The 15,553-nt window shown below is 47.8% G+C and carries 13 protein-coding genes; 2 read left to right on the plus strand and 11 right to left on the minus strand.

Annotation, left to right across the window (positions count from 1 at the left end; genetic code table 11):
- Positions 1 to 97: 97 nt before the first annotated feature.
- The 10 genes from BK127_RS37575 to BK127_RS37615 all read right to left on the minus strand — a co-directional run bounded on the left by BK127_RS37575 (position 98) and on the right by BK127_RS37615 (position 10,756).
- Entirely contained in the window at positions 98 to 1,981 is a 1,884-nt protein-coding gene (locus tag BK127_RS37575; RefSeq protein WP_076237812.1) for an FAD-dependent oxidoreductase, read from the minus strand.
- Positions 1,978 to 2,808, minus strand: coding sequence for a hypothetical protein (locus BK127_RS37580; protein ID WP_076237813.1), 831 nt, complete (start codon positions 2,806 to 2,808; stop codon positions 1,978 to 1,980). Before BK127_RS37580 ends, BK127_RS37575 begins: the two co-directional genes overlap by 4 nt.
- Before the next feature lie 204 nt (positions 2,809 to 3,012).
- Positions 3,013 to 4,194, minus strand: coding sequence for an iron-containing alcohol dehydrogenase (locus tag BK127_RS37585; RefSeq protein WP_076237814.1), 1,182 nt, complete (start codon positions 4,192 to 4,194; stop codon positions 3,013 to 3,015).
- A gap of 14 nt (positions 4,195 to 4,208) precedes the next feature.
- Positions 4,209 to 5,057, minus strand: coding sequence for an AhlS family quorum-quenching N-acyl homoserine lactonase (gene ahlS / locus BK127_RS37590; protein ID WP_076237815.1), 849 nt, complete (start codon positions 5,055 to 5,057; stop codon positions 4,209 to 4,211).
- Positions 5,058 to 5,069: 12 nt separating this feature from the next.
- The gene (locus tag BK127_RS37595) at positions 5,070 to 6,503 is read right to left on the minus strand and encodes an aldehyde dehydrogenase family protein (RefSeq protein WP_144026677.1); all 1,434 of its coding nucleotides are present in this window, start codon (positions 6,501 to 6,503) and stop codon (positions 5,070 to 5,072) included.
- A gap of 103 nt (positions 6,504 to 6,606) precedes the next feature.
- The gene (locus BK127_RS45205; protein WP_256711613.1) at positions 6,607 to 6,732 is read right to left on the minus strand and encodes a hypothetical protein; all 126 of its coding nucleotides are present in this window, start codon (positions 6,730 to 6,732) and stop codon (positions 6,607 to 6,609) included.
- 94 nt (positions 6,733 to 6,826) lie between these two features.
- The gene (locus tag BK127_RS37600; protein ID WP_256711614.1) at positions 6,827 to 8,515 is read right to left on the minus strand and encodes a sigma 54-interacting transcriptional regulator; all 1,689 of its coding nucleotides are present in this window, start codon (positions 8,513 to 8,515) and stop codon (positions 6,827 to 6,829) included.
- A 49-nt stretch (positions 8,516 to 8,564) separates the two neighbouring features.
- The gene (gene rpoN, locus BK127_RS37605; RefSeq protein WP_076237816.1) at positions 8,565 to 9,884 is read right to left on the minus strand and encodes an RNA polymerase factor sigma-54; all 1,320 of its coding nucleotides are present in this window, start codon (positions 9,882 to 9,884) and stop codon (positions 8,565 to 8,567) included.
- Positions 9,885 to 9,983: 99 nt separating this feature from the next.
- Positions 9,984 to 10,175 (minus strand): hypothetical protein, encoded by a 192-nt coding sequence (locus tag BK127_RS37610; RefSeq protein ID WP_076237817.1) that lies wholly within the window; start codon positions 10,173 to 10,175, stop codon positions 9,984 to 9,986.
- Positions 10,176 to 10,180: 5 nt separating this feature from the next.
- Positions 10,181 to 10,756, minus strand: coding sequence for a DUF5710 domain-containing protein (locus BK127_RS37615; RefSeq protein ID WP_076237818.1), 576 nt, complete (start codon positions 10,754 to 10,756; stop codon positions 10,181 to 10,183).
- A gap of 339 nt (positions 10,757 to 11,095) precedes the next feature.
- On the opposite strand from BK127_RS37615, the gene BK127_RS37620 reads away from it, so the two are divergent.
- Together BK127_RS37620 and BK127_RS37625 are read left to right on the plus strand one after the other, a co-directional pair.
- On the plus strand, positions 11,096 to 12,730 hold the full coding sequence (locus BK127_RS37620) for an Ig-like domain-containing protein (protein ID WP_076237819.1): 1,635 nt from the start codon (positions 11,096 to 11,098) through the stop codon (positions 12,728 to 12,730).
- A 66-nt stretch (positions 12,731 to 12,796) separates the two neighbouring features.
- Positions 12,797 to 13,420: a hypothetical protein gene (locus BK127_RS37625; protein WP_076237820.1), complete on the plus strand. Its 624-nt coding sequence runs from the start codon at positions 12,797 to 12,799 to the stop codon at positions 13,418 to 13,420.
- Between the two features lie 67 nt (positions 13,421 to 13,487).
- Here BK127_RS37625 and BK127_RS37630 read toward each other — a convergent pair whose 3' ends face one another.
- A complete protein-coding gene (locus tag BK127_RS37630; protein ID WP_076237821.1) occupies positions 13,488 to 15,128 on the minus strand; it encodes a stalk domain-containing protein in 1,641 nt (546 codons plus the stop codon).
- Positions 15,129 to 15,553: the final 425 nt, after the last annotated feature.

Genomic DNA, 15,553 nt, shown 5'->3' on the forward strand with positions numbered 1-15,553 from the left:
ATGGATAAAGCTGATATGTGTAGTTCAATTATAAAACGGTTAAGCAGAAAAGCTATGTTCAATTGATGATAGGCCTGTGCAAATGATGACAATCCGCCTAATGAACCGCGCTCTCTTCTGCCTGCCATTGGGCAAATCGCTCATTAACGATACGTCGAATCGTACCTGCCATATCAAAGTCAAGATCCTTGGTCGGCTTCATTGTCACCATGATCGAAAAGTCCGGTTCGCTGACAAGGGGGCCTATCGTCTTGATGATTGCGGCACGTACTCCCCGATTCCGCTCGGCAATCCGAAACAGCGCCATCAGCGAGAACGAAAAGTATTGGAAAAAGTATTCATCGTCATGATTGATAAACTCAACATCCGTAGACAAATTAACAAATTGCTCGCGGCTGTGTATAATCTCGAGCAGCTCGGGCACGATTTCCATATCACCAAGCAAGCCGAGTAAATAAATCGAAGCGTAGCCACGAACCTGATTATATTTGCGGCTCGTTCTTGGAACAAACGTATCCCGTTCCCTCATGATTTCCCTGAGCACAGGGATAGCCGCTGCATCTCCCTGCAAAGCCAGTGCGAAAGCGCTGTGCCTTCGCAGGTTTTCGTCCTCCTGCTGTGTCACCCATTCTCTGAGTGAAGCGTTGATGGCAGCTCCTTCTCTTCGGGACGACCATATTGCAATTCCGGGTCTGATCGAAGCCAAGCCTTCCTGGATCGTTTCGTGATCGGTTATCCAGGACACGATCGTATTCTGATCGTCCTGTGTCGACATGCTGTCCTTCATCCCGAAATGATTGGAAGGATTCAGGCAGCCGTTTTCGAGCAGTAGTGGACGAAGCTGCTCGTAATCTATGGAGTGAAGCGATTGCTTCTCGCTGATCGCAACGTAAGCGGCCAATGCCGCTGCCTCACCACATTTCTGCATGTCGCGTTTCATCCGAACGCAGGAAGCCAGATCGTGATCAACACCAAGCGCACGTCCAGCCACAAGCACATTATCAAAGCCTTGCGGAATAAGGGCACCAAGCGGAATAGGTACCGATATGGTAATCCCCCACAGGCTGGCAGCAACGGCCCAATCCTGCTGCAGCACGCTTTCAAAGGCAATGTCCTTGTTATGATTATCCATATTGGAATAAGCATACAGCAAAGGCTGCGACGACAATCGGTCATTCAGTACATCGGCGAACGTCACCTGCTCTTCCGCACGGATGAATCGGCCCTCGCGAATACCAAGCTGAGGTGCCAGCTTCAGAAATTTACGAGATTCATCGAACTGTTCAGGGAGATGCGTCGGCATGCAGGCGGATTGCATAATAGCTTGTGTCAGCTCATTGTCCTGCGTCTGATCGACATAGCCCGAATCTGTATAAAAAGCTCTTACCACGTCGTTCTGGACAGATACGATAGGATGGGAATAAGGCTGCATTTTTCCGTCTACAGGTCGACCTGGCGGCAGCATCGCAGCTCCAAACATCGCACATACCTCGGCATCTCCAGACGCATCGATCAGCATGCGGCAGCCTGCTTCCTCTACCCCGCTCGGCCCGACCCAGCGTACGCCTTGGACAGTTGATCCTTCCAGATAAGCTCCAATGACAGCACACTCATAACGTACGGACACCCCGGCCTCCAGACAACGCTGCTCCAGTACATATTTCTTCAGCTCCGCATTGACACCGCCCGCTTTCGTGAAACCAACGGAATCAAGCTGCTGCACCTGCTTGTCAATTTCCTCAAACAGCCCGCCTTTGGAGCCATAGTAATAGCCAACAACTGCGCCAATCGTTCCGGCGCCGCCCATGGCATTCAGCCGCTCCAATCCCAGCACGCGAAGTCCCTTGCTGGCAGCAGTCAGTGCTGCTATCGCTCCCGCTGTACCTAATCCGACCACGATAAGATCATAGGTTTGTTGAAATAATCGATTCTCTACCTGTACAGGGACAGCAGCCCCTTGCTCACGCTGCATAAGGATCATGATGAGATCACCACTCTTTCTTCGTAGTAGCGGATGCCCGCCTCCATCGCTTCCAATGGATTATCGTAAGCGCAGGATGGAAGCCAATCCCAACCCTCCGCAATTTGTTCATGCCCGCTGGATACGTGATAAGTGAATGCATCGGCAATCGCAGCAATTGTCCATGGCTTAAGCTCCTCAGGTCGTTCACTCCAGGATTGAAACAGCTCGTACCGCGCCTGCTCCCAGGTTGCACCCATATCGATCGGCAGCTGCAAATAAGCCTCTGAAGCATAAGCACCAGGTATGATAGCACGCTGCCATGCTTGAGGTATTTCGTTCTGTGCTTCTTCCGTACTTGTACGATGCAGCGCAGCGCCAATGAATTTGGCCTTGGCCTGATAACGCCCCGGAGCGGAACGACAGTCCGAGGTCGTATCAATGATCCGTCCCGCCGTCAATGTGCGAATGCCTGACGCATCAAAAACCGTAACCCTCCAGCCGCCGCTTTCATTTGGACACACTTCAACAATCTCGTTCATCAGTCGAATCGGCTGCTTCGAATCGAGCAGCAGCTTATGGACAGTGGGTGCGATACCTCCGAGATGGACCTTTCCATCCTTGGTAAGCAGACCTTTGCTGCGCCACTGCTGCTGAAGCTGCTCAGCTAGCGGCTGCTGCCGCTCGATGTTCCAGCCTTTCCCTGGCTGATAGCTGTTAATAAATTCGTGTCCAGGCAGCATCGTTCTTTCTACAATCAATCCGTTCTCTCCCAAACAAGCCCCGACACCTATTCCAGCAAATGTAGCACCTACAATGAGCGTTTCTACGTGTTCATGATCGTTCATCTGATTCCCCCCTGTTTTAGCCAAATCGGCGATTACGGCTTCAGTATAGAGAGCGGCACAATCCCGTGACAATAAGCAATTGATGAAAGAGTATGTATTTCATAACAATGTCATCACATGGAAATCGAATACGGATTTGCGCATCAAAAAACCGGCCATCCCAAAAAGGGAAGACCGGCTTATCTATGTTCATCATATACATGGTCACGCTGGCTCAGTGATGACTCCATCAAAGGCCGATTGATAAATCGTACGGATATCTTCTTTAAGAAGTGGAAGAGGACTTCGGGCCAGCAGTCTCTTCTGCTTAACTCCGTCTTCCGTCAAACTCTCCAAAGCGCTTTCAGGAATATTGAACCCACGTAGTGTATTCGGGATGCCGACATCACTAACGAGTCGCTCCAGCTCATCTACACATTTACGAGAGGCCTCCTCCTCCGACAAATAGCTGGCATACCCGCCCATCGCTTGCAAAATGTCGGCCATTCGTTTCGTGCAGCTGCTGCGGATATAGCCCATCACATAAGGCAGCAGCACGGCATTGGATTCCCCATGTGAGACATGGAACTGACCGCCAAGCGGATAGGCCAGCGCGTGAACACCGGCTACGCCTGCAGTGAAAAAGGCGATCCCCGCCATATTGCTGCCGTAGCTCATATCGATGCGCGCTTGTTGATCCTGTCCGTTTTTTACCGCCTTTCTAAGTGAGCCGCTAATCAGGCGGATCGCCTGCAGCGCCAGTCCATCTGTGATCGGGTTCGCATTGACCGAGATATACGCTTCAATCGCATGGGTGAGTGCGTCCACGCCCGTTGCCGCGGTCACACGCGACGGAACCGAAAGGGTCAGCTGCGGATCGACGATAGCCACATCCGCCATCAAATAATCATGCGTGACGACATCCTTGGTCGTTTCCAGCGAAAGCACCGCAATGTTGGTCACCTCTGAGCCTGTGCCTGAGGTAGTCGGAATCAGGATTTTCGGCAGCCCTTTATGCTGCAGCTTCTTCGTTCCCGTCAAATTCAAATATTCGGCAACCTTGCCCTCATGCGTAGCTAATACGGCGGCCAGCTTGGCCAAATCCATTGCGCTGCCACCTCCAACACCAATGACCAGTTCAAAATTCCCTTCCCGCGTATAGGTAACCAGCTTCTCGCCAACCTCAAGCGGCGGCTCGGGAACTACATCCGTATATACAACGACCTCATAGCCCTGCTGCCTGAGCTTGGAAGAGATAGGCTCAATCATTCCCAATTTCTCCAGAATAGCATCGGTTATTAGCAAAATTCGTGATGGCGCGTATCTCGCCACCTCCGGCCATAGCTGCTCCAATGACCCCCATCCCATGTAGTTAAGCGGCGTATAGACCAGTTTGGACAAGCTCATAGATGACGCCTCCTTTATTCGTAATAACCTTCGGTTGATTTGCGGAATTGCTTGAATTGATCAGGATCATGGCCGAACCATACTTGCGAATTCGTTCTTTCCGCTATCGTTCGAATTTTCTCGACGGCGTTCCTGTAACCAATCGAATCGTAGATGATCCCTGGAGGCTTCACCGGAGGCCCATAGCTCTCTGCGGTGTAAATAGCATCGGAAGCGAGAATAATGCCGCCTGTTTCCGGCATTTCGATATGCAGACCGAGCATCCCCCACGCATGGCCGCTGCCGAAATTAAGAATTTTTATGCCTTCGGCCAGCTCCAGATTGTCCTCTCCCCGTTTGATCGTTTTCCATTGCAAATGATTCTTAATCCACGCATCGATATCCGCCCAAATGTAAGCGCCTTCCTTTTGGTTGCGTGCATAGGATTGAAGGGTTCCATTCAACTCATCCTCATGGACAATGATCGTCGCATTCGTGAACATCTCCAAGCATCCGGCATGATCCAGATGCAAGTGAGAGGCAATAACGAACTTGATTTCCTCCGGTCTTACCTTTAGCTGCTCCAGTCGGTTATGCAGGTAACACTCCTCGCTCGCTACCCACGGGAACGTTTGCTGTGTCGATTCCGTCCAGCGCCCCTCAATACCCATCGAGTTAGGGTTGCAGGAAGTGTCGAACAAGATTTTGCCTGCCGGATGATCGATAAGAACCGTATAAATCGGAAACTCTACAAATTGCGTCGGCGCGTTCGGATTATTGAGCGTAGCCGGATTGTGCATCGCGATCATCCAGTTTTTGTCCATACTCATCCGACCGTTATCCATCACATACAGCTTAGGGCGCGCTTTAATAATATTTGACATGTATAATTCCTCCTATAATTGGGTTTTGATCGAAACAAACTTTAAATCAGTCATCTCTTGAACCGCATACTTGACGCCTTCACGTCCATAACCACTCTCTTTAACACCGCCGTAAGGCATATGATCAACCCGGAATGTCGGGATATCGTTGACAATGACACCACCGGCTTGAATTTCGCGAGCTGCATGGAAGGCCTTTTCAAGATCCTTCGTATAAATACCTACATTCAGACCATAAACCGAATCATTAACCATTTCGATGGCTTCATCCAGACTGCTGTAAGGGACGATTGATACGACCGGAGCAAAAACCTCCTTGCACGAAACCGACATATCCGGTTTGACGTCCAGCAGAACCGTCGGTAAATAAATCGAATTTTCACGTCGGCCTCCACAACCGATTCTAGCACCGGCCACCACCGCCTCCTGCACCCAGGAATCAATCCGTTCCATTTCCCGTTCATGAATCATAGCACTGATATCCGTCTGCTCATCGGTTGGGTCGCCGACCCGCAGCTGTCCGGTTTGAGCGATGAAACGCTCCGCAAATTCACTATAAATCGATTCATGAACATAAATACGCTGCAGCGATATACACACTTGCCCGGCGAATGCGAACGCTCCTTCGACACATCTCGGAATGATCGCTTCGATCGGAACGTCCGGTTCAACAATAAGCCCCGAATTAGAACCAAGCTCCAACGTCACTCTGCGCAGTCCAGCCTTCGCTTTAATCTGCTTGCCAACCTCAGAGCTTCCTGTGAACGTAATTTTTTTGACACGCTCATCCTCCACCAGAGCATCCCCGATTTCCCTGCCGCTTCCCGTTACGACCTGCAAAGCTCCGTCCGGCAATCCGGCCTTCTGGAACAGCTCGGCAATCAACAAGGCGCTGAGCGGCGTCTGCTCGGCTGGCTTCAGGACTACGGTATTGCCTGCGGCTATCGCTGGACCCACCTTGTGAGACACGAGGTTAAACGGGAAATTAAATGGACAAATCGCGACAACCGTACCCAAAGGTTCCCTCCATGTAAAACCAAGTCGCCCTTCTCCACCAGGAGCTGCATCCATCGGGATGGTTTCCCCATAAATGCGTTTGGCTTCCTCCGCTGCAAACTGGTAAGTCGTTATGGTACGGCCTATCTCCGCTCTTGCGGTACGAATCGGCTTGCCTGCTTCGAGTGACAGCAATTGCGCAGCTTCTTCTCTTCTTTCCTTTAATTGCTCCACGACCTTGGACAAAATATCGGAGCGCTGGTGGGCAGGCATCTTACGCATCGTTTGAAATGCTCGATGCGCCCCACCTATCGCCTCCTGAACATCCTGCACATCGGCCTTGCTAATGTACGCCAGCACCTTACCATCATAAGGAGCACGCAAATCATAAGTGCGTTCTGTCACTTTCCATTTCCCATTGACAAAAATACCTTTGGTTTCCACTTCCAAATGGAATACCTCCTTCACTATGGATACAATTAAATATATATGCAAAAACCGTGCCAATCCCAAAAAAGCTATCTTAACACTCCATATATCCAGCCCGAAAATTCTAATGGTGAAAAAAATCACCACCACCATTGTGCAGCATAGCTTCCATACATAAATCCAGAGATGCGCTTGTATGCTTGTCACGTGTTCCATAGATACGTTTCATCGGTACATGTAGCATATCCAAGTCCTCCATTCCTCCTTCCCTTGTAGTTAAAAAAGGTGGTGAATCTTATCACCGCTCTGCGGAAATAATTCACCACCCACACCTATCAGATTTATTATCCCTTATCCCATCGCTGCATTTTTTTCAAAAGCGTTGAATGATCAATACCCAGCTGCTCGGCAGCTTTTCTCAGCGAGCTGTTTTTCTCAATGACTTCATGGATCAATCTCCGTTCAAATTGCTGAACACGCTCTTTTAATGAAGTGAATGGATCGAACTGGCCTTGATCACGAATATGTGGCGGCAGGTGAACCGGCTCAATTATTGTGGATGGAACTGAAACGATCATATTTTCGATCAAATTCCTCAATTCCCTGACATTCCCTGGCCAATGATATTGGATTAAGATATCCTTGGTTTCTTCGGACATCTGTTTATTTATCCGGTATTGACGACAAAAATAAGTAAAATAATGATCCATTAATGGCTCAATATCTTCGTGTCGCTCTGCCAAGGAAGGGATCGCAATTTCCACGACGGCCAATCGGTAAAACAGGTCCTCCCGGAACTTCCCGCTTTTGATCAGATTTCTGAGGTCCTGATTCGTAGCCGCGACGATTCGTATGTCCAAATGACGCCATTTCGTTCCCCCTATACGCCGCATTTGCCTTTCCTGAAGCACCCTTAGCAGCTTTACCTGAAGAGCCAATGGAAGCTCCGCGATTTCATCAAACATGACCGTGCCTTGATCTGCCAGCTCCAGCAATCCGATCTTTCCGTTCCGACTCGCCCCTGAAAACGCACCCGCTTCATAACCAAACAACTCCGATTCGAGCAGATGCTCGGGAATAGCACCGCAGTTGATTTTGATAAAAGGCTTCTCTCTGCGTTCACTAAGATCGTGCACCAGATTAGCCATCACCTCTTTGCCCGTACCGGATGGGCCATATAACAGGATGCTAGTCGGATAGGGAGCCACCTGCTGAATGTGCTCATACACCTTCTTGATTTGCGGACTGCGAAAAATAATGCTCTGCTCGGTTTCCCCACTCTTGATCGTATACCGATTGTTCTGCATCTGTGAGAACGTGTGCGCTTTCTCCAATTCCATCCTCAAATCGTTAAGATGGGTAATATCACGAACACTGGTAACGATCATCTCCAGGCCCCCCTGCTCATCAAAAACAGGATTGCCAGTCACGATCACATCTTTTTTGCCACCGATTCGTTGAATGATGGAAATTCGCTGCTTCCTCTCCAGCACCAGCAAGGAGACCGACTGATCGAAATACCCTTCCGACATTAAATCGACCATGCGTCGGCCGATCAATTCGTCCCTCCGGAAACCGGTGATTTCTTCATATGCCGTATTGACCTGCATCGTAACGCCTTCCCGATCTACAACATAGATACCGTCAGTCGAGAATTCGATAATCGATTCCATTTGCTTCAGCAGGTTGCGGTAATGGTCCATCTCCGATATGTCCTGAATGACAGCAATGGCTCCAACCCTGTCCCCATTTTCGTATAGCGGTGTCCGGTTGACCATGCAGGCCCGACCCGAAATCACCATCTTTTCACCAATAGAGCTTTCTCCACCCTCCAGCACTTCATGCATTCGGGAGTTGGGGATCAGCGTCTTGATACTTTGTCCCTTCCAGTCCTCGTTATGAACAGACAGCAGCTTTTGAGCGGATTCATTCATCAGTGAGATCTGATTATCCGAATTCACGACGATGACACCATTGTGCATGGAGGCAATAATATTTTCCCATAAATTGGCGGTAACCGATTCATATGGCACGGTAGACGAACCTCCTTCCTTATTCACCGGATAGTTAGAAACACGAATACTATGAGGATCTTAATCGAGACGATAAAATATGCAGCGCTTCTCTGTATTTCATCACCGTTCTTCTAGAAATCTGCAAGCCCTGCTGAACCAGCCTATCGGTAATTTGCTGATCGGATAAAGGATTCTGCTTGTCCTCCTCCTTCACAAGCTGCATGATTTGGGCTTTAATGCTTTGTGCAGATGCCGGCTCCTGCCCACTTAATTCTAATTTACTGGAAAAGAAATACTTCAAGGGATACACACCACGCGGCGTTTGCACATACTTATTTTTAACCGTCCGGCTGACGGTAGATATATCCAGGTTTAATTGTTCTGAGATCGCTTTCATAATGAGTGGTTTTACATACATCGGGCCTTTCTCCAAAAAGAGCCGCTGCTCTTCCATGACCGCTAGAACCACTCTGCTTATCGTTGCTTTTCTTTGCTCCAGACTACGAATTAACCATTGAATGGATGGCGCATATTGGCCTATGAACGTTTTGGTTTGCTTACAGGAGGTTTCCTTTTTGAGCTGCCTATAGTAATCATTCATGTGCACCTGAGGGTAGCATGCCTCATTAATCACCACTGTGTATTGATCCCCATTTTTGTAAATGATCGCATCCGGCTCGATAGGAGATGCTGTAAAAGTGCTGTAGACAAGGCCGGGCCGTGGATTCAATGTTTTGATGTACTGAATCGTTTTTTTGACCTGGTCCAGGGAAATTCCCAATTGGTCTGCTATCGTTCGATGCTTCCCTGCTGCTATCTCCTGCAAATACGCGCTAGTTATACGTGCAGCCTGCTCCAAGGCATCAGGATCTCTGTTAATTTGAATCAGCAAGCATTCCTGCAGTGACCTGGCGCCAACACCGGCTGGCTCCAAAGCTTGCACATAGCTCAACGCTTCTTCTATATCCTCCACAGATCGTCCTAAGCAGGCACTCATTTCTTCCAAGCTGATCGTCAAATACCCGTCATCATTGAGACTGCCGGCAATAAACTCGGCAATATCCATATACTTTTGCGGAATTGGACTGAGGTGAAGCTGGCTAAGCAGCACCATCTCGAGCGACTCATCCTGCTTGCTGACCACCTTAAGCAGTGGATCCTCATAGTTGTCTACTTCCATCGAAGGTTTTGAGGAGAGCGTTTTCCTCCTTGACTGAGGCAATCCAGAATGAAAAGCAACCTCCAGCAGCGGATTGTGTATAGTCTGCTCCTCCAAATAGTCCAGTAGCTCCGTAGAAGACATTTGCAGCATATGCATGCTCTGCATCAGCATCGTGTTCAATTTCAAATTTTGTGTCTGAGTTATACTCGGGTTCAGATACAGCATATCGATCACCTGTCTTTTTGAAATCGTGTGCAGACCTGCTGGTTATTACTGGGTATTCCGCTCGGACATCAGAAACCAAGGCTGCACTATAATCTTATCTTACACCACTATGGAGTGTCTGAGAAGTTGACTGGCATACTGCTGTTTTTCCTGCTCTTCCAACGGATTCATCCATACTGGACGCATAGATGTTTGTGATGATATGAAAAAGGAGCTGCCAACGAATACCTCCGTGACAACTCCTACTTTATCTATTGTATCTGTATGGACAATTTGATCTGAAAATGCCAATATTTCTACTCCATCCAACCCTTTGTGGTCGGCAGCCACTGCTCAAATGGCTTTAGATCGGCATCACCGGGAATATACCAGGATTTATTTCTGGAATTCCATTGCGCTCCCAGCTTTAATGCTTTATCCTTTTCCATCAAAGGGACAACCAGTTGTACAGGCCTTATAGCGGGACTCTCGCTCAGCTTTCTTCTCCACTGCTCCAAGGGAATCTCGTTCCAGAGCTCAGTTTGCTCCTCATATACGGCAATAAAGCTTTTTTTCATAAGCGTACTGTTGATTTGCTGGTTATCCACGACAACATAGTTATCACCCTGTCCTGCGTCGCAGTGGGGGCAAACGTGCATGATATATTCCGATTTGATAAAGGCACTGTATCTGTTCTCCAGAATAATCCCGTACTGTTTCGCTAAATCGATCATAGCCGCGGTCTTCTCATAAGCTAATTCGGTATGAAAAAAATACCCGTTAAACAAAAATATCGTGTTGGTCGGCTTATAAAGCAGTATAATGTCCATTTGCTGATCGCACTTGTGGCAATGATAACCGGAGTGTATTTGTACTCCCCATTGTACAGTCATAAACAGCCTCCTTCGGTTTTGCATAGCAAAACTTGCATCATAAGCGAATCCTTGCTTGTCCAAGCCAAACTTACATGGTTAGCATGTCAGGATTGTGCCAAATTGAGCTTCGTAGGTCATCTAATGGATGATGCGGAGTGAGTGTAATTATATGCGTCCCCAACGTAGTGTAATATACAAATTATACCACACAAATCGTTTCATTCACACTGCCTGACCCCTTAAATTCCCTATCTTATTTTATTGATAAATACTTTACTTTTCGTGTGCAGATGTCGATAAAAATAGTATGTAGGTTAATTAATATCATCCAAGAGAATAGAAGGAGACTTGTCGTACATGAATTTACGTATTCCTCAGACACTGCTGCTGTCTGCTTTCCTTTTAAGCTCTAGTCTCACAACTACCCTGTGGTGGGAAACTCCTGTCTATGCAGCTGCCCAAACAGCGACCGATCTCAAAGATTTGCAAGCTAAGCTTGAAGCCGCCATATTCAGTAAACCAGCTTCCTTCAGTGTTACTTACACAGGCGGTGCCTTATCCAAGACCAGTATGAACGCTATACTGGCAGCCATTTATGAGAAAGACGATTATTTACTTTACAGTACGAAGTCCTATGGCTACACGTTGTCACCCGACAAGGATTCTTCGACAATCAACTTAACTTTTACTTACTGGGAAACTGAAGATCAATCCAAAGATGTTGCTGCACGAGTAAGCGATATATTATCTGAAATTATTACACCTGACATGAACGATTTTCAAAAAGAAAAAGCGATACACGATTGGATCATCTCTAATCTCGCTTACGATACGTCATTGGTACAGCACTCTGCTTACGCCGGACTTTTTGGCAACCGAAAAACAGTATGTCAAGGCTATGCCCTACTCGCCTATCGGATGCTGTCGGATGCAGGACTGGAAAATAAAATTATTGAAGGAACAGCCGGAGGTCAGCTGCACACATGGAATCTGGTCAAGCTGGAAGGCAACTGGTATCATCTTGACACAACCTGGGATGATCCTGTACCCGATACAGCAGGCCGACTTGCCTATGGCTACTACAATCTGACCGACGCCCAGATCAAGTCCAATCACACTTGGAAAAAGAAATATCCAGCAGCAACAGTCGATTTTAATACCACATTATTGAGCAAAGAAAACACGGATACGGCAAGAGCCGATTTTTATCAGAAGCTTCAGCAATCGCTTGACCTGGATTATATAAAGGATGAATATACGATCTCTACCCCGGCGCAGCTTGCTACCAAAATTAAAGAGACCATGGCCACCAATCAGCCTTCCTTTACCGCTCGTTATACAGGCAAGAAAAGTATTGCCAATGACCTGAAGTCTGCCATTAGCAGCTTCGGTAATATATCGGCATACAGCTACAGCTCACCCGATTATATGCGTACGGCATTAGCCACGGATATATTGCTTACTGTTAATCTAACTTATGGTGATTCGGTTTCAGCGGCTGGCATAACATTAAATAACACGAGTCTCACGGTAAATGCAGGCAGCACGGCCCCGCTGGTTGCTACCATTCAGCCGATGAATGTGTCTAATAAAGGCATTACATGGTCTTCCTCCAACAGCGCCATCGCTACTGTAAGCAATAAAGGTGTTGTCTCGGGCAAATCGTCAGGAACCGCTATCATTACGGCTACTACCACTGACGGAGGGCTCACCGCTGCTGCTGAGGTTAATGTGATACAACCAGTCACCCGCATTTCGTTGGGCAAAACCACATTAAATCTCAAGGTTGGCGACCCTGACTTCACATTGACCCCTACAATCGCTCCGACCAATGCGACCAACAAAGATATCACCTGGTCAAGCAGCAACACGTCGGTTGCTACGGTAGATGAAGACGGTAACGTGCACATTCTTGCCTCTGGTAAAGCGGCTATCAGCGCCAAATCACAGAATGGCAAAACCGCCAGTGTCACCCTTAGCATCAAGCCTTAACTAAAGGTTTCGTTAACATCCAAGAAATTGCAATTTGCAAACGAGTGATGCCGGGGGGATAGCTGCATGTATAAACAACTTAGGCTTATAGGAATCATTGGGATCATTATGGTTACGCTTGGAGCTTGTGTACCACAATCGTTCGCGGGCTCTGCTCCAACAGATGAACCTCCACGTGTCGAGTCTGTTGATGTGCCTGCGCCCCAGCCGAATTTAAGCGATGAGGAACTCAAGAAATTCCAAGAGTTCATCCCTTCTATCCGGGGTGCCTCTATGATCCAAATAGCCGAGATTCGCAATCAGAATGAAGTTTTTATTCAGTTTTATACGAGCTATAAAGAACTCAAAGAAGCTAAACCCGACTCTCCCTTAACCGAAGAGGAGTTCAATAGCTATTTTCCTGCGATCGATACCGTTCATAAGTTGATCATGGAAGTAACCATTCGGCTGCTGCACGAAATTCCTGCAGTTCGTAAAATCACTCTAAACGCGCCATTCAAAAACCAGTTATATGGGATCGACGCCAAAAGACGGTCTATTGAGATGTACCTGAAAGCAAGCTTTAAAAAAATTCATGATGAACCCGGTCAAAAACAATGGAAAGAGCTGGTCAAAAAGCTTTTCACTACCAAGGAACGGGATAAATTCGCTCAACGATTTATTCGGCCCTATCCATCTGCTCCGCTTTAGCGGCACGGACGTCTAATACAAAAAAAGCTTACAGGGAAGGACCCCTGCAAGCTTTTTTTGTATGGAGTTATTTGCTGACAGTTCCTAATTGAATTTGGGCGATAGAAGCGCCTATTCCCGGCTCGTTTGGCTTATTATCGCCGCGCGGCTGGTCAAAGTTGCTTATATACAGGGTATTTCCTACAAAATAAGGACTTGCAGGAAATTCCAAAGGACCATTATTATCGTTATGCGCAACCTCGGTTACCTTGCCGTCCAGCGTTACCTTGACAATCGAATTACGCTCATTGGCGCAGACGTACAGGGCATGGTCCGGACCGAAGTTAATACCGTCAGCACCATAGAGCAGAGCACTTTTTGCCACCAATTCTGTACTGCCAAGTGAACCATCAGCGTTCACCGTAAAGCGATTAATTTCCCCGCTGCTTGTATTCGATACGTACAGCTTGCCATCCTGACCAAATGCGATTCCGTTAACGACAATTAGCTGGTCTGTACGCTCTGCCTGCAGACCGCTTTTAAACGTATTTAACTGCCTATCCGGTGTAACCATATAAATATTCCCATTGGCTCCGCCGGTCACATACAAATTGCCTTTCTTATCGAAAGCCAGTCCGTTCGCACCCGCCACACCGCTGACGTAGGTTTCTACCTTTGCAGTGTCGAACATTCCGCCTTCCAAATCCTTGGCCAGCACCCTCAGGATGACACCCTCCTGACCGCCGCTCGCCATATACAGATTACCGGCTGCATCTAATCCCAGACCTGTTGCCGCACGCGGCAGCTCGGTTAACACATCCGCCTTGCCGCTATCCGCCATAATACGGTACAGCTTCTTTGAATCTGAATCTACCGTAAATACATGGCCCTTGGTATTGGCAATAACACCTTCAGTGCGCATTCCAGTTGCTTTCTGCGGGTCCAAATCAGCCAAAATCGATATTTGCGCGCTGTTGAATTTAATAGTTTGCTTCAAATCAGGTTGAAGTGGCAGTGAATCATTGCCTACCCACTGCACGGTCAATGTATGCTCGCCAGGCTTAATCTGATTGAATGCGATCGGTTCACCTTTATACGAGGTGATAGCCAGCTTGGGATCGAGATCTGTATCGAGCCACACCAGCAGGTGGCCTTCACCTGCCTTGGGCGTTTTGTTTACTGTAAAATCGGTTAACGTTAGATTCTGCACCAATACTGCTATTTTCAATTCACTGCCCAGAACATATTGCCCTTCGTTAATGCCCAATACCGACAAGCTTGGCTTGCTATCCGAGCCCACACTGACGACACGTGTTTTGGAATCATAACCTATGGTATAACCGAGGGATTCATAGATGAAGCGAACCGGAACGTATGGCTTCTCTCCGACGACTTGCAAAGGAGCTGCCAAGGCGAGCTCAACCCCGTTTACTTTAACCGCTTTCATATTTGCCGTAAATTCTAGTGTGCTGCCGGATTTGCGCAAAGCAAGCGTCTTAGCAGTGGCATTCCAAGTAATCTCAGCGCCCAACTGTCTCGCAACCTCATCAGCGGGTCCATACAAACTGTTGTCCACCAAATACGTTCGAGCCGTAAATTCAGCGTCTTTCCCATTTAGCTTGAGCACCAAGTCGGATTTCACCGGATCTGCTGCAAATGCAATGGACGATAGTAAGATCAGACTGCTGGTAGCCACCGCTGTCGCCGTGAGCCATTGTTTAATCTTCATTATTGAGCCTCCTTATAATTTGCATGCTGCTTGTTCCTGTTGTGAGTGTAAAATCCGTGATGATGGAGTCAGCTACCCATACATTCGATACGTTCTATTGCCTTTCCTGCTTAAAACCGACATTTCCTATAAGGGATTTTCTCGTAAGATACGGTTCATTCCAGCGTGATCTCCACGCCGCTTGGGGGTACTGCGTTGTATGTAGATTATTAGGGTAATTATAAGTAGCAGACGATTCCCAATAATCTTAGGAAATGGGGTCTTATCATGAATGATTTGTATATCTATGTACCGGTTATTTGTGCCCTTGCCGTTGCTTTTGTCGTTAGTTATATAGCGTTTCGCAAGAAGGACGAGAGTGCAAAATAAGCGAATTGCCTTATTCACTGCTGCCCAACCAGGATGAACCAGCTTTGACTGAAATT

This window comes from Paenibacillus sp. FSL H7-0331 (assembly GCF_001956045.1).

What these genes read in the sequence shown, in the direction of transcription:
- BK127_RS37575 (WP_076237812.1), bottom strand. Translation starts at nt 1,981, where the DNA reads ATGATCCTTATGCAGCGTGAGCAAGGGGCTGCTGTCCCTGTACAGGTA.
- BK127_RS37580 (WP_076237813.1), bottom strand. Translation starts at nt 2,808, where the DNA reads ATGAACGATCATGAACACGTAGAAACGCTCATTGTAGGTGCTACATTT.
- BK127_RS37585 (WP_076237814.1), bottom strand. Translation starts at nt 4,194, where the DNA reads ATGAGCTTGTCCAAACTGGTCTATACGCCGCTTAACTACATGGGATGG.
- ahlS (WP_076237815.1), bottom strand. Translation starts at nt 5,057, where the DNA reads ATGTCAAATATTATTAAAGCGCGCCCTAAGCTGTATGTGATGGATAAC.
- rpoN (WP_076237816.1), bottom strand. Translation starts at nt 9,884, where the DNA reads ATGCTGTATCTGAACCCGAGTATAACTCAGACACAAAATTTGAAATTG.
- BK127_RS37615 (WP_076237818.1), bottom strand. Translation starts at nt 10,756, where the DNA reads ATGACTGTACAATGGGGAGTACAAATACACTCCGGTTATCATTGCCAC.
- BK127_RS37620 (WP_076237819.1), top strand. Translation starts at nt 11,096, where the DNA reads ATGAATTTACGTATTCCTCAGACACTGCTGCTGTCTGCTTTCCTTTTA.
- BK127_RS37625 (WP_076237820.1), top strand. Translation starts at nt 12,797, where the DNA reads ATGTATAAACAACTTAGGCTTATAGGAATCATTGGGATCATTATGGTT.
- BK127_RS37630 (WP_076237821.1), bottom strand. Translation starts at nt 15,128, where the DNA reads ATGAAGATTAAACAATGGCTCACGGCGACAGCGGTGGCTACCAGCAGT.